Source organism: Dinoroseobacter sp. PD6, from assembly GCF_028807315.1.
Taxonomy (GTDB): domain Bacteria; phylum Pseudomonadota; class Alphaproteobacteria; order Rhodobacterales; family Rhodobacteraceae; genus Dinoroseobacter; species Dinoroseobacter shibae.
On the sequence record NZ_JARAMN010000003.1, the window covers coordinates 64,779 to 79,400 of the forward strand.

Sequence of the window (14,622 nt, forward strand, 5' to 3'; positions counted from 1 at the left end):
GCGCGCGCCGATGACCGAGCATGTCACCATCACCAAGGCGCCCGATACGCCCGAAACCCTCGATTTCGAGGCGTTGCTGGCCGCCGGTATTGCCGCGGCCCAGCACTATAGCGGGCAGGAATGGACCGACTACAACCTCCACGACCCGGGTGTCACCATCCTGGAGACGCTGGTCTTCGCGCTCACCGATGTGGCGTATCGCACCGATCACCCGATCGAGGATATCCTCGCCTCCTCGGCCAGCACCGCCGACCCCGCGCTGGAGCGACAGCCTTTCTTTCCGGGCCCGCAGGCCTTCGCCAGCGCCCCGGTGACCTCCAACGACTACCGCAAGCTGCTCTTTGACCAGGTGTCGGGCCTGCGCAATGCCTGGATCCTGCCCCATCCCGGTCCCTCCGGGGCGGGGGGGCATTACGACGTCTGGATCCAACCCTATGCCACCGATGTGGCGGAGGAGGCCCAGCCCGCGCGGCTCCACCGGCAGATCGAAGACGACGCCATGGCGCTGTTGCGCAAGACCCGTGCGCTGGGCGTGGATTTCCGCCATGTCCGGATCGCGCCCACGGCCGAGTTCGCCCTGTGCGGTGACGTCACTCTCGCGCCGGAGGCCGATCCCGAAGCTGCCCTCTCGGCCATGCTGTTCGCGGCGGAGATCGCGCTGAACCCGCCGCCCCGGGTCGAGGACATCGATGAAGCCCTCGCCAGCAGCGCCGCGCCCGAAACCCTGTTCGAGGGACCGGGGCTGGAGCTTGGGCTGATCCCCGATAGTGGCCTGAGCCCGCCGGGACGCGATATCGACCTCGCCCGGATCCGGGCCGCCATCATCGCGCTGCCCCAGATCGAGACCGTGCATGGCCTCATGGCGCCCGAAAAGCCCTGTCCCAGGGGATGCGACGCCGAGGATCCGTGTCCCTGCGCTCTCTGCGCCGACAAGCGCGCCGCGGCCCTCGTCATCCCCGCCCTGTCGCGCAAGGCTGCGGACCTCGAGGGGCTGAGGGTGTTCCGCCGCGGGGCGCAGGTCAGCTTCGACGCGGACAAGGTGCTGGTGCAACTGCGCCACCGCGAGGAGAAGCTGCGCTGGGAGGAGCACTATGCCATCCGCCAGGTCGCCAATTCCGACTATTCCCGCATCACCCTCGGCAATCCGGCGCGGCAGCTCGCGCGCTATCGGTCGATCCAGCACATGTTCCCGGGTGTCTACGGCATCGGCCCGGACGGCGTGCAGGGCAGTGCCCCGCTGGCCGAGGGGGTGGCCGACACCCGGGCCGCCCGCGATGCCCGCCAGGCCCAGGCGCGCCAGCTCAAGGCCTATCTCGCGATCTTCGAACAGATGCTCGCCAATCACCTTGCGCAGCTCGATGCCACCGCGGACCTGCTGGCTCTGCCGTCCGAGGGGCCGAGCTACCATGTGCAGCCCCTGACGCGGCCCGAGCCAAGCCCGGACGATGCGACTGCCCTCGGCCCGATACTGGGCCAGCCGGAGACACCCGAGCCGGGCCGGACCCAAGGCTGGTTCACGGCCTACAAGGACGGTCTGGCGGAGCTGCGCGACAGCCAGGACCGCCCCCTGGAGCGGCGCAACCGTGCCCTCGACCACCTGCTGGCAAGGTTCGGCGAGCGGATCGACACCGCCGAGCTGAAGCGGCTCTACGATGACAAGGCCCAACCGCTGGAGATCTTCGAGCGCTGGCTGCTCGACCGCAAGGCCGCGCTCCTGCGGGACGTGATCGCGCTCGGGCAAGGGCGGGGGCAGGGGGTCGATCTCGCCGCGCCGGAGACCTGCCCGCTGCTGCGCCGGATCGCCCTGCGGTCGGGCCATGACGCGCCCATGTTCCTGATCGAGCACGTTCTGCTGCAGGATGACGGGCTGGAGGCCAGGATCGGCCGCGAGGAGATCGGCACAAGCTTCGCGATTTCCGCCCCCCTGCCGCGCTCGGCCTTCCGGTTGGCGATCGGGGACCGGGCGGTGCACTGGGTGCTGGAGCCAGATCCCGCCCTGCCACCGCTGGAGATGCTGCTGCCGCAACTCCGTGCGCTCGGCGCGGATCCGGCCCATTACACAACGTCGCCCGAACGTAGCTATGGCACGACCGTCTGCCTCGTCGGTCCTGATGGGCTCTCGATCGAAGTGGTGGAGAATTTCCGGTCCCGCTCCCATGCCGCCGACTGGATCGCCCGCATGGTTGCCACCTGCCAAGGGGCCGGGCGCGATGCCCGGGCGCTCGATGCGGTCTTCACCCCGGTGGTGATGCCGCTCGATTTCGCGGCCCGGGGTGCCACCCTCGTGCTGGCCCCGGATGCCTCGGGCACCTCGCCCGCACGTCGGGCCTATCTGGCTGACATCGTCACCGAGGAGATGCCTGCCCATACCCTGCCTGCCATGCTCTGGCTCGATGGGGAGACCCCGCAGGAGGCGCGTGATTTCGCACGGGCCTACGCCGCCTGGTGCGCCGCGCAGCTTTGCGTGCGTGCGACCCGCACCCCATCTGCCGAAGCACTTGCGGCGGGCGCGCAGGCCTCGCAGATCCTGCGCCGCCAGATACATGATCTTTTCTGCCGCGAGTTTCGTGCCTTGCGGGCCCGGCGGCGCGGCGACGCCGTGCAAGGATGAGCCTCGATCACCGCATAGACCGGCTGACCTTCGCCATTGACCTGCCCGATCCCGAACAGGCGGATGCGGTGCAGACCCGGCTCAGTGATTTCGCCGCCGCGCGCCTGCCCGGATTGCTGACCGAGCTGCTGGAGGAGGCGGGCGTGGACCTGCGCCTCGATCAGCTCGCGCTCGATCTGGGAGATATCCCTGCCTTCGTGCTGGAAGACGAGCTTGCCCGGCGGCTGACCGAGGCTCTGCGCGCCGCTCTCGATGCGCACCGCGCGGAGCAGGCGGTGGCGGCGGCGGGATCGCTCGCACGGGCTCACATGCCCCGTGTCCCGCTCCAGCCCGCCCGGCTGCGTGATCTCGCCCATTACCTCCAGCACGGCACCTATCCGCACTGGCCCGGCGCCGCCGCGCCCGGGCTGTCCGGCCTGCTGGAGCCCTGCCTGGCCGACCATCCCGACGGCTTGCGGGCGCTGCTTGCTTCGCTGGCCGACCAGCCTGCCGTGGCGCAACGCCTGGCAACCCATGTGCCTGCGCCCCTACGCGCCCGACTGGCCGCGCTGGCCCCCGAGGCCGGCCTCCCCGGGCCGGACAAGCCGCTCTCGCACGCCTCCCCGGCGCAACCGGCGGTCCCCGCCTCGCCTGCCGCGGGGCCTGAGGCCAGGGAAGACCGCGCAGCCATATCGGCCGTCCCCGGGAATCCAACCGCCGCTTTGGACCCGTCCACGCGGGCCGCACCATCCCCGCCACAGCGCCGCGCGGGGTCCGCTGCCGATCTGCCTGCCGAAAACGCCGTGCCTCCGATGCCGCGGGCCGCGCCGGGGCATCCCGTCGATCCGTCCGAAGCGGCAGGCTCCCGCGGGGCCACCCCGTCCGACCCTGCTCCCGCAGGTCCGACCGCACCGCAAGGGCCGGGCGCCGCGAACGAGCGGTCCTTGCCCGCGGGCGGTTCTGGGCGCCCACCGTCTCCCGGTCTTCCGAAGGCACCTTCGGCCGCGCCGAGCCCGCCCCCTGCCGTGGACGCTCCGGACGCCCGCGTGCCGCCCGGAGGTGACCGAGTGTTGCCCTTGTCCTCGGCCGACCCGGCATCGCCCACGCCGGCTGCGACCGGGACCGGACAGTTCCCCGGAGGACTGGACACACCGACCGGCCCCCGCTCCGCATCCCCAGCGGCGCGGGCCCCTGCGGGAGCGCAAGCGGATCCCCCAGGAGCCGCGCGCAGCGGTCCATCCGCATCCCCCATCCGGCGGGTAGCGCCCGCGCAAGACGTCCCCCGCCCGGGGCCATCCTCCGTACCGGGGGGCTCCAGGGCGCAGAACGTCTTCGAAGGGGGTGCGATAGACACCCCGCCGCCTGCTTCCGACCCGACGGGGATCGGGTCGTCAGGTTCGGCCGGGCCTGTCCCGCGCGCACCTGCCGCGCCACCGTTACATGGGCCGCAGGACCCGTCAGAGCCGTCGCATCAGCCTCCAGGATCGGAGGTGGATCGCGGGGCGCGCGCCCCGGACCCCACGTCTCGGACCAACGCCTCGCCTGGTTCGGACCCTGCCGAAGACACCGCCCGGGCCTTTGCGACCGCCCCTTCACGTCAGCGGGGCGACCCGGATACCCCGGACATGACCGGGCAGAGGGCCAAGGTCGGTCCGGCCAGACCACAGGCGTCCGAGACCGCGCCGCCTGTTGTGTCCAGAGCCGCGCCACCGAACGCCCCTCCCGCACTGGGCGCGCGCAGGGCGCCCGAGGCTACGGAGGCGCCCGGCCCGGTCTTGGCGGATCTCTTACCCGCTCGTGACGGGGCACGGTCCCCCGTCGACACAACCGCACGTACCCCGCACGATGATCCGCCGCGGGCCCAAGCACCCGACGCATTGCCCCGGGTCGACGACGCGCGGGCCGAGGTGTCCGAGGACACCCGAGCGGCGCCTCAAGCCTCGCTGGCTGCCGGCGCTTCCGGAGAGCGCGCGCCCGCGGCGTCACTCCCGACAGCCGCAGGTCTTGCCGCGCCGACCCCGGGGGCGCCGGCGCGGCCGTCCGTCTTGCGCCCCCCGCCGCCGGATCCGGGCGCAGCCCCTGTCCCGGCTGTCCGCGCAGGTGCGCATCCCGACGGGCAAGACGCCTCCCAACCGCGCCAGCCAAGCCATAGGCGCGGCGAAGAAACGCCGCCCGCGCCCCCCGAAATCGGCATGGATTGGGCCGGTCTCCTGCAGACCCCGACCGGGCGGCAAGCGCTGCTCTCCCCGCTGGACTGGACCCGGATCGAGGCGGCGCATCTGGCGCTGCTGCCGACCCTTGGCGGCTTCGCTGTGACCATCCTGCGGGCCGCGGCGCCGGATGACTCACTGGGTCCGCATCTGGCGGGGGCGAGCTTGACCCTTCTTGCGGGTGGGGGTTTCGAGGGCGATGCCCGCCGCTGGCTACGCGCCGTTCTGCGGGCCGGAAGCCGGGGCCGGACTGCCGAGACGCCGGGAGCGCTCGCAGCACAACTCTCCGCGCTGGCATCGGGGCGCGCCGCCGAGCCTCGCTTCGCGCCCCTGATCGAGATGCTGCGCGACCTGCAGGCGGAGGAGTCCGCACCGCGGGAACGCGTGCAGGATACCGACCCTCCGCCCGCCACCACCCGCGCCCAAGGGCGCAGCCCCGCAGAAGAGCCACCGATGCGTGCCGAGGTGGTGCTCCCCCGCCCGCCTGCCGCGACCAAGACGCCATCTGCCGCAATGGACGCCGCGACCGCGCTGGTCGCGCGCTACCTCCGGCCCGATGCGGCCCGCGTCACGCCGTCCGGGCCGCCGCCCCCGGCAGCAGCCCTTGCCGCCGCCCTGGAACAGGTCAGCCCGGCGCAGCGTGCCGCGACCCTGTCCGCACGCCTCGGCCAGGACCAGGCGCAGCTGGCGCGCCGGGCGGCCGCGTGGCTCGCGGCGGTGGCGAACGTGCCACTGAGTGCTGCGGACCTGCCGCTGGCCACGCTCCGCGCCTGGGCGAACGGCGCAGCGTCCGGGCCGGACCCGTCGGCCCCCGTGCCGCTGGGATCCGTTCTCTCGGCGCTTGCGGAGATCGCGTCGGAGCGCGCCGCTCAGCCGCTGGAGACCGTGCGCGCCCGGATGGCGCGCGATCTCTCAGAGCCGCCGGAGGGCGCGGCGGGGCAGGCGCTCTCGGGCCTGTCAGCGCATGAGCTGGCAAGCCTGCGCGCCGCCCTGGCGGAGGCGCTGGACACCTCCGCGTCCGCTGAGACCCACCCGAATGTCACGCCTCTGAAATCGCGCGACATTGCGCCGATCGCCGGGGAAGTTCCGCCGCACGGACGCATCCCCGAGACTGCCTCGGATGGTCATGTGGATGGCAATCCGACAGGACGGCCTCAGCGTCCCGAAACCGCCGCCCCCCCGACGCCGGACCCAACCTACCCGGAGACTGTCCGCACCGCGGCGGCACCCGCCACAGCGCGCGGGGCATCCCCAGTCCCGACATCCGCGCCTCCGGACGGCGTTGCAGCACAGGACACGGCTGGCGTGCGGTCTTCGGAACGTGGGCGCGACCAATCTGCCTCATCGCCGTTCGACCGGTCAGTCACGGGGGGGCTCGCCGCCGAAACGCCCGAGGACGGAGCTACGCCGACCGATCCTGCCGATGGCAATCGCACGGACGCCCGGGCGCCAGGCCCGGATGCGCAAGTTCCGCTGCAGCAGGTCGCCCAGAGGCTGCGGCAGGCCGGTCTTGGTCTCGATCCGCAGGATCTCTTCAGGCGCCTCACGGCGGCCAATGCTGCCGCCCCGATCGATGCACCAGACGGGCCAGGGGCGTTCCACGCGGCACTGGCGGCGGGTTTGGGCACTCCGCTCGGGTCCCTGATGGACCATCTCTCTGCCATGGGCCTGCCCATGCCTCCGGCCCGCCACGTCGATGCGCTCGAAACCGTCGCCCGGGCGCTCCGCCGGGCGGGCATCGGCCTTGATCCGCGGGATCTGGCGGCGCGCCTCACCGCGGCCCATGCCGCCGCGCCGATCGACGCGCCCGAAGGGCCGGGGGCGTTTCACGCAGCCCTGGCTGCGGCTCTGGACACTTCGGTCGAGATCCTGCTTGCCCATCTCGCCCCCCCGCCCGCGCCCCTTGCGCCCGCGGGCGACATCCATACCGGGCTGGCGGGGCTGGTCCTGCTCCATGTCCACCTCGCGACCTATCTCGCGCGCAGCGATTGCCTCGATCCCTCCGGTGGGCTGCGTGACGACAGCCGCCCCAGGGCCGTCCACCTGCTGGCTCTGCTGGCCAGCGGACGCATGGACCTGCCCGAGCACGAGCTGGCCCTGCCCAAGCTGCTTTGCGGGATGCCCCTTGCGACGCCTCTTGCCCCGGGCGGTGCCGCGACCCCGGAGGAGGCCGCGCTGGCCGAGAGCCTGCTCGGCTTCACCGCGTCGCAGGTCGCGGCCTTCGCCAATACCGATGCCGACGCCTTGCGCGAGACCTTCGTGATGCGCCACGGGGTGATCCGCCGCCCCGGCCCGGACGCCGCCCTGACGCTGCAGGTCACCAAGGGCCCGTTCGACATGCTTTTGGGGGGTATCCCATGGCCGTGGTCGGTGGTGGCCTTGCCCTGGATGCCGGAGGCGCTGCACGTCTCATGGACATGATCGCCACTTCCCGAACCCTCAAGGCCGAGCTTGACTGGCTGGAGGCCGCCATTGCCGCCCGGATCGCGCGCCATTTCGGCACCGGGCAGGCCGCCTCGCCTTCGCCGCCCAGGCTCAGCCCCAAGACCTGCCCGCTGGCCCGAACGCTGCGCCGGGCGCAAGTCCCCCCGGAGGGTCGCCTGCTGCTCGCGCTGGCGCTGGCCCCGGTCTTGCGGCCCGAGGCGCTGGACCCGTTCCTCACCCGTAACCCCGCCACGGATCGGGTGTTTTCCGAGTTCTGCCTGGCAGCCCGGCCCGAGGGCGGGGCTCAGCCCAGCCTCGGCACGGCGATGTTCCTGCTCGACACCGAGGGCGACCGCCGCGCTGCGCTTGAAATGCTGAGTGCCGACGGGGCGCTGGTCGCCGGGGGGTTCCTGTTGCCTCTGCGCGGGCTGGACGCCCAAGGCCTGCACGCCCCGCTGGAGCTGGCGCCGCAATTCGTGGGCCGGATCCTGCTGGGCACCCGGCACCGGCCCGAGTTTCGGCCCGACTTCCCCGCCAAGCGGCTGGAAACACAGATGCGCTGGGAGGATCTGATCCTGCCCGAGCGCACCCTGCACGAGCTCGAAGAGGTGCTCGCCTGGACCGAGCACGGCGCCGCGCTGGCCGCGACCGCCGGGATCGGGCGGCTGATCCTTCCAGGTTATCGCAGCCTGTTCTACGGCCCCTCGGGCACGGGCAAGACCCTCAGTGCCGCGCTCCTGGGTCAGCGCAGCGGGCGCGATGTCTACCGGGTCGACCTGTCTCTGGTGGTGTCGAAATGGATCGGCGAGACCGAAAAGAACCTCGCCCGCGTCTTCGACCAGGCCGAGGCGGAGGGCTGGATCCTGTTCTTCGACGAAGCGGACTCGCTCTTCGGCAAGCGCACGGACGTGACGCAATCCAACGACCGCTACGCCAACCAGGAAGTGTCCTACATCCTGCAACGTGTCGAGGATTTCGCAGGCATCGTGCTGCTGGCCACCAACCTGCGCAGCAATATCGACGCGGCCTTCGCCCGCCGGTTCCAGTCGATGATCCGGTTCGATCTGCCCGACCCCGCGGCGCGGCTGGCGATCTGGCGCAACGCCTTTCCCGAGGCCCACCTTCTGGCCCCGGAGGTCGACCTTGTGGCGCTGGCCGAGGAGGTCGCGCTGTCGGGCGGCGAGATCGTCAACACCGCCCGCACCGCCCACCTGACACGTCTGCGCGCAGGCGCCCCGACCGTCACCGCCGCAAGTCTGCGCGCGGCCATCGCCCGCGAATTGCACAAGGCCGGGAAACTGGCAGGAGCCGGACCATGATCGATGCAACCCTGAAATTCCTCACCGCCATGCTGAACGAGGAACTGCGCACACGCTTTGCCGCCGCCAGCGATCTGGTGGCGCTCGAAAGCGTTGCGCGCGATCCCGGGGCAGGGGGGGAGGAAACCGCCAACCGCCTCGTCCTGACGCTGGTGAACATCGAACGCGAGGGCACTGCCGGCAATACCGGCCGGGTCTACCGCGAAGAGGGCGGCGTCGCCCGGCGCGCGCCCCAGCCCCTGAACATCAACCTGATCTTCCTGCTGTCGGCCAATTTTCCCGACCAGTATGCCGACGGGCTGCGGGTGCTCTCGGCGGGCATCGGCGCCTTCCAGGCCCGACCGCTTTTCACCCCGCAATCGGACCCGACCCTGCCCGAGGGGATCGAGAGGCTATCGGTGGAATGGCGCGATCTCGACCTGCAATCGATCCACAACCTGTGGACCGTGCTCGGCGGCACCTACCTGCCCTCGGCGGTCTACAAGGCGCGGATGCTGGTGGTCGAGGACGGCTTCGTCGGCACCGATGTCTCGCGTATCACCTCCACCGCCGTGGAGACCTGACCATGCCCCACCGTCTTGGATGTAGCCTTCAGGAGACAGGATAATGACCATCGGGATCACCCTCGCGCCGCTCCTCAGCCTGCGGATCGCCCATGACTACTATGACCCCGCCGCGGTGCCGATCGCCTTCGAGCCGACGCCCGAGACCGCCGCGGCTCTGCGGCGGGGCTGTTGTCGGCTGCGGGTGACCCAGGATGTGGCGGAGATCTATGCCCAGATGCCCTTCGGCGCGCCTCCCGCGCTCGACCCCGCGGCGCCGGCGCTGGTGACTTTCCGACTGGGCTTGCGCGATCCGGATTTCGCACTTGTGACCGAGCCGGACTGGGGCGCCGAAAGTGCCCGCGATGCGCTCAGCCTCGGCCCCGGCGGGCTCGATCCGCAGGGCAGCCTTCCCAGTGCCCGCGGTCGGACCCTTCCGGTGGTGGCCCGGCGCGGGCGCGTGATGCTCCAGGCGGCGGTCGCGGGCGGCCGGATGGCCCTGCGCGCCCTTGGCGCCGACCCCGCCGACGACCCCGCCTGGAGCGCGCCGCTGCCGCCGGGCAAACACAGTCACCTCGACCTTGCGGCGGATGAAGTGCCCGAGGGCACCTACCGGCTGGAGGTCGACGACCAGCCACTGTGCGACCTGATCCTGTCGGACGAACCGCCCGCGCGGCTCTACGGGCTGGTGACGGTGCCGCTGGCGGGTGCCACGCCGGTGGGGCCACGGGAGACACCCAGAACCCTGACCGTGCGGTTCCGGGCCCGCGCCCCGCGCTGGCGCTATGTGCTCCAGAGCCGAAGCGCTGCGCGCGATCTCGGCGCCGCGGCCATCAGCGCGCCCGACCCGCTGCGCTTTGCCGCCCCGCGCAAGGCGATGCGCAACGGGCGCACCGTGTGGCTCTGCGAGAGCGCGGGGCCGATCCCGCTGGCGCTGCGCCCCGCCCCCGCCCGCCGCATCGCCCTGACCCTGCCGGCGGAGGCCGGACCGCCCCGGCAGCTGCCGCAGCCGGGGCCCGCCAACACTGCCCTCGAACAGGGGCCCAACGGCCCCGAGGCCTGGTCCACGATTTATGTCACTGTCTGACACCACCCTACGCGCCTGCGCGCGTTCCGGTCACCTCTGAAAGGAGACCCCATGTCGATGCCCGCTCTCAGCGCCATCCTGCTGGCCGTGCTCACAGTCCTCGCCCTGGCCCTGATCACGGTTCCGCCCGCGGACATCTCGTCCCGGGAACTGACCCGGGCCGAGCGCAAGGCCATCGCGCGGGAGACCGCCGCGGCGTCCGGCACACCCTCCCCGACGGCCCCCGCGACGCAGGACGGCACGGAAGCGCCCGCCGCAACCGCCGGGACGCCGGCCACGGCATCGGTGATCCCCCCGGGCGGCGCCTTCGGCTTTCCCACGAACGTACCCGAAGGCAGCACCGAGTTCGGCATCGACGTGTCACATTACAACATCCAGAAGGGCAACGCGAAGATCAACATCACTTGGGCAGACGTGGCCCAGAGCAAGGTGGCTTATGTCTATATCAAGGCCAGCCAGGGCCGGACGGTGAAGGATTCCGAGTTCGACACCAGCTGGAATGAAGCGGGCAAGGCCAAGATCCCGCGTGGGGCCTATCACTTCCTGTCGGCGCTGTCGGATCCGGCGGCCCAGGCGCGGTTCTTCCTGTCGGTCTATGACGCGCGCAGCTCCAGCGACCTGCCGCCGGTTCTGGACGTGGAATGGGACTATACCGAGAAGAAAGTCGACCGCTGGGAACAGAAAACTCCGGCCCAGATCGTCGCCGCCGTGGACACCTGGATGCGTGCGGTGGCCCTGGCCACGGGCCAGACCCCGGTGATCTACACCAATCGCGACTGGTGGACCGCGCGGATCGGCGATGCAGGGGCGGACCTGGGCAAGCGCTACCCGGTCTGGCTGGCGGACTACACGGCAGCCCCCACCGACAGCGGCTCGGCGCCTGCGGCGCTGGAGGGGTTCAACACCGTGATGTGGCAGTTCACCGACAAGGGTGCGGTGCCGGGGGTCAGCGGCGATGTGGACGTGAACGTCCGCGTCCAACCCACCCGCTGAGCCCGCAAGCGCCTTCGAAGGCGCTTGGGCCCGGTCTCGACCCCGCGGGCCCGGTGGCCGGGGCGAGCCGGGTTCCAACGCCACCGCCCCTTGATCCTCTGTCCCGACGGGGCCGCCCGCGCCCCGCCAAGCGCCTTCGAAGGCGCTTGCCCGCCCCACCTTGCCGCCGCCTGCGCCCCGGTGCATCTTGCGCCCGCAGACGACCCGGCCACAGACAGGAGCCCTCCATGATCCCCGTGCGCGGATTTTCCGGCGAAACCATCGCTGTGCTCGGACTGGGCCGCTCCGGCCTCGCCACGGCCCGCGCCCTGCGCGCCGGCGGTGCCACGCCGCTGTGCTGGGACGACAATGCCGAGGCCCGCGCCCGGGCCGAGGCCGAGGGCTTCGCCTGCGCGCCCCTCAAACGCGCCGACGCCTTCGACGGGGTCGCGGCCCTGATCACCTCGCCGGGCATCCCCCATCTCTACCCGACCCCGAACCCCACCATCGCGCTGGCCATGTCCCTCGGCATCCCCGTCGACAACGATATCGGTCTGTTCTTCCGCTCCTTCGCCACGCCGGACTGGGACGAGTTCGACACCCTCCCGCGCATTGTCGCGGTCACCGGCTCCAACGGCAAATCCACTACCTCCGCGCTGATCCACCACGTCCTGACGGCGGCGGGCCGGCCCACCCAGCTGGCCGGCAATATCGGCCGCGGCGTGCTCGACATCGACCCGGGCGAGGATGGCGGCATCGTCGTCTTGGAGCTGTCGAGCTACCAGACCGAGCTTGCCCGTGCCCTGACCCCCGACATCGCGGTCTTCACCAATCTCAGCCCCGACCACCTGGACCGTCACGGTGGCATGGGTGGGTATTTCGCGGCCAAGCGGCGGCTCTTCACCATCGGCGGGCCGGACCGTGCGGTGATCGGCACCGACGAGCCCGAGGGCCTGTTCCTCGCCTCCCAGCTCTCCGTGGCGCCCGCCGATGACCGGGTGATCCGGGTGACCTCCGCCAAACCCTCGGGGCCCGGCTGGGTCGTCAGCGCGCGCAAGGGGTTCCTGGCCGAGCACCGCAAGGGCCGCCAGACCGGGTCCATCGACCTGCGCCCGATCCCGGGCCTGCCCGGGGCCCATAACCACCAGAACGCCGCCTGCGCCTATGCCGCCTGCCGCAGCCTCGGCCTTGCCCCGCGCCAGATCGAGGCGGGCTTTGCCAGCTTCAAGGGGCTGCCGCACCGCAGCCAGATCGTCGGCACCGCGAATGGCGTCACCTTCGTCAATGACAGCAAGGCCACCAACGTGGACAGCGCGGCCAAGGCGCTACAGGCTTTCGACCGCATCCGCTGGATCGCCGGCGGGCTGGAGAAGGAGGGCGGCCTCGCGGCCCTCACCCCCCATCTGGGCGGGGTCCGCAAGGCCTACCTGATCGGGCGCTCGGCGGCCGAGTTCGCCCTGGGCATTCCCGACACTCCCCACGAGGTCTGCGAGACCATGGCCCGCGCCGTGGCCGCAGCCGTGGCCGAAGCCGAACCGGGCGATACGATCCTGCTTGCCCCCGCCGCGGCCAGCTTCGATCAGTACGACAATTTCGAGCGGCGCGGCGAGGACTTCATCGCCGAGGTGGCGAAGTACCTATGAACTGACGGCAAGGCCGGTCCGCTTGTGCGGCCGCAAAATCCTGCCGTGAATCGGATGCCCGCCGCACCTTCGGGATGCGCCGAGCCGAGGTCCTGCACATGCCAGGCCGCTACGCCCTAGGGCCTCGGGCGCCCCCTTCATCTCCTCCGTGACGGCGCCGGTCGCGCCGCAACGCGCCAACGGACCGGTGCCAAAACGCGCGTCACCCCGGGCAGGATGCATCGCGTGAAGGTCCGGATGGTCCCGTTTCCAAGGGGAAACCTTCAGCGAAGGCGTGTCTGTCCCGATATTCGAAATTTTGGTATTCCAAAATTTCGAATGCCATGGTATCCGGTTGTCCGGGCGCTGCATGCGCTGGATGAACGGGAGGACTCCATGAAGAAAGTTTTTGCCTTGGCGGCGGCCGCTGCGATTGTCGGTGGTGATGTCGTTGCACAGGAATTTCCGGCCAAGACCATCGAGGTCATCACCCATGCGGGCAATGGCGGTGGCACGGATGTGACCACGCGGATGATGATGATCCGGGCGCGGCGCGAGCTGGGCACCGACATGGTCGTGGTCAACAAGCGCGGCGGGGGCGGGGCCTCCGCCATGGATTATTACCTGACCCAGGACGCGGACGGTCACAGCATTCTGACCTTCACCATCGGCCACTCGGCCACCGTGGCGCTGGGCAAGACCGACATGAAGCTGGAAGATGTGCGCCCGATCGCGCGCGGCACCGATGATCCACAGATCCTGATGACGCGCTGCGGTGTCTACGACTCCGCCCAGGCCTTCGTCGACGCCCAGAAGGACGAACCGCTGACCTATGGCACCACCCACCTGGGCGGGATCGACGACGTGTCGGCCTTCATGTTCGCCCGGCGCGGCGAGCTTGCCACCCCGCGGATCGTCCCCTTCGAGGGCGGCGGCGAGCTGGCCACCCAGCTGGTCGCAGGCGCCGTGGATGTCGCGGTCCTGAACCTCGCCGAGGCAGGCTCCCAGATCGAAGCGGGCGATATCTGTCCCATCGTGGTTCTGGCGCCGGAACGGATGAGCGGTCTGCCCGATGTCTCCACCGCGCAGGAACTTGGCATCGACGCCAACTTCTCCACCGTGCGGGGCTTCGTGGTCCATGCGGACACCCCCGACGATGTCGCGGCCAAGATCGAAGAGGCGCTCCTGAACGCCATGAACCACACGGTCTATCAGGGCTTCCTGACCTCCGTGGGGCTGGATGCCAGCTCGGTCGCGGGCTCCGAGGTCTGGGGTAACCAGCTGACCTCGATGCAGGCAGACATGGATGCCGCCCTGCGTGAGCTGGGCTTCATCGAGTAAGCCGCACGACAGATGGCCGGTCCGCCAGGCGTTGCGGGCCGGTCCCTTCCCCCTTCAAGGACGGATGAGATGACGCGATTTGCGGTTCCCTGCGGCACGATTGTCTTTTGCATGATCGCCTATTGGCTCAGCACGCAGTTCGACCGGGTCCCGCCGATCCTGCTGCGCGGGATGCAGCCGTCGGACTTCCCCCAGATGGTGCTGCTGCTGATCATGGCGCTGTCGGTCCTGGTGATGATCTTCGACGCGCCGAAGGAAAACAAACCCGTGGGCCCCAATGTCTGGGTCAGCCTGGGGCTTTTCGTGGTGTTCGCGCTGGTGGCGCAGATCGACCTGTTTCTCGGGCTGGGGGTCTTTGCCGGCTGTCTCGCCTGGACCTGGGGCGAACGGCGGCCCTGGGGGATCGGGCTGGTCTCGGTCCTCAGCCCGCTGCTGATCTTCCTGCTCTTTGACCTGGTGTTCCGAATCCGCTTCCCGCGGGGCCTGCTCACCAACCTCTGGTACGGATAGAGACC

General features: G+C 70.9%; 9 protein-coding genes and 1 pseudogene. All 10 read left to right on the forward strand.

Annotated features, from left to right (window positions below; genetic code table 11):
• Window positions 1–10: 10 nt before the first annotated feature.
• Entirely contained in the window at window positions 11–2,611 is a 2,601-nt protein-coding gene (locus PVW48_RS06030) for a hypothetical protein (RefSeq protein WP_274580696.1), read from the forward strand.
• Window positions 2,608–3,108: pseudogene (locus tag PVW48_RS20120) on the forward strand (contractile injection system tape measure protein); the annotation flags it as partial. The gene PVW48_RS06030 and the pseudogene PVW48_RS20120, both read left to right, overlap by 4 nt.
• 1,674 nt (window positions 3,109–4,782) lie before the next feature.
• Window positions 4,783–7,221, forward strand: a complete 2,439-nt coding sequence (locus PVW48_RS06035) for a contractile injection system tape measure protein (RefSeq protein WP_274580697.1) — start codon at window positions 4,783–4,785, stop codon at window positions 7,219–7,221.
• Window positions 7,218–8,543 (forward strand): ATP-binding protein, encoded by a 1,326-nt coding sequence (locus tag PVW48_RS06040; protein WP_274580698.1) that lies wholly within the window; start codon window positions 7,218–7,220, stop codon window positions 8,541–8,543. The genes PVW48_RS06035 and PVW48_RS06040 overlap by 4 nt, the downstream gene beginning before the upstream one ends.
• Window positions 8,540–9,106: a DUF4255 domain-containing protein gene (locus PVW48_RS06045; protein ID WP_274580699.1), complete on the forward strand. Its 567-nt coding sequence runs from the start codon at window positions 8,540–8,542 to the stop codon at window positions 9,104–9,106. Before PVW48_RS06040 ends, PVW48_RS06045 begins: the two co-directional genes overlap by 4 nt.
• 43 nt (window positions 9,107–9,149) lie before the next feature.
• The gene (locus PVW48_RS06050; RefSeq protein ID WP_274580700.1) at window positions 9,150–10,172 is read left to right on the forward strand and encodes a hypothetical protein; all 1,023 of its coding nucleotides are present in this window, start codon (window positions 9,150–9,152) and stop codon (window positions 10,170–10,172) included.
• 51 nt (window positions 10,173–10,223) lie between these two features.
• Window positions 10,224–11,165 (forward strand): glycoside hydrolase family 25 protein, encoded by a 942-nt coding sequence (locus PVW48_RS06055; RefSeq protein ID WP_012179117.1) that lies wholly within the window; start codon window positions 10,224–10,226, stop codon window positions 11,163–11,165.
• Window positions 11,166–11,392: 227 nt separating this feature from the next.
• Window positions 11,393–12,787 (forward strand): UDP-N-acetylmuramoyl-L-alanine--D-glutamate ligase, encoded by a 1,395-nt coding sequence (gene murD / locus PVW48_RS06060; RefSeq protein WP_274580701.1) that lies wholly within the window; start codon window positions 11,393–11,395, stop codon window positions 12,785–12,787.
• Between the two features lie 375 nt (window positions 12,788–13,162).
• Window positions 13,163–14,107 carry a Bug family tripartite tricarboxylate transporter substrate binding protein gene (locus tag PVW48_RS06065; protein ID WP_274580702.1) on the forward strand — a complete coding sequence of 315 codons (945 nt, stop codon included), beginning with the start codon at window positions 13,163–13,165 and terminating at the stop codon, window positions 14,105–14,107.
• Between the two features lie 69 nt (window positions 14,108–14,176).
• Complete coding sequence (locus PVW48_RS06070) at window positions 14,177–14,617, forward strand: tripartite tricarboxylate transporter TctB family protein (RefSeq protein ID WP_012179114.1); 441 nt, start codon at window positions 14,177–14,179, stop codon at window positions 14,615–14,617.
• The last annotated feature ends 5 nt before the right edge of the window (window positions 14,618–14,622 follow it).

Excerpts from the sequence above, each read along its gene's own strand:
- PVW48_RS06030 (WP_274580696.1), top strand. The coding sequence starts at position 11 with ATGACCGAGCATGTCACCATCACCAAGGCGCCCGATACGCCCGAAACC.
- PVW48_RS06035 (WP_274580697.1), top strand. The coding sequence starts at position 4,783 with ATGGATTGGGCCGGTCTCCTGCAGACCCCGACCGGGCGGCAAGCGCTG.
- PVW48_RS06040 (WP_274580698.1), top strand. The coding sequence starts at position 7,218 with ATGATCGCCACTTCCCGAACCCTCAAGGCCGAGCTTGACTGGCTGGAG.
- PVW48_RS06045 (WP_274580699.1), top strand. The coding sequence starts at position 8,540 with ATGATCGATGCAACCCTGAAATTCCTCACCGCCATGCTGAACGAGGAA.
- PVW48_RS06050 (WP_274580700.1), top strand. The coding sequence starts at position 9,150 with ATGACCATCGGGATCACCCTCGCGCCGCTCCTCAGCCTGCGGATCGCC.
- PVW48_RS06055 (WP_012179117.1), top strand. The coding sequence starts at position 10,224 with ATGTCGATGCCCGCTCTCAGCGCCATCCTGCTGGCCGTGCTCACAGTC.
- murD (WP_274580701.1), top strand. The coding sequence starts at position 11,393 with ATGATCCCCGTGCGCGGATTTTCCGGCGAAACCATCGCTGTGCTCGGA.
- PVW48_RS06065 (WP_274580702.1), top strand. The coding sequence starts at position 13,163 with ATGAAGAAAGTTTTTGCCTTGGCGGCGGCCGCTGCGATTGTCGGTGGT.
- PVW48_RS06070 (WP_012179114.1), top strand. The coding sequence starts at position 14,177 with ATGACGCGATTTGCGGTTCCCTGCGGCACGATTGTCTTTTGCATGATC.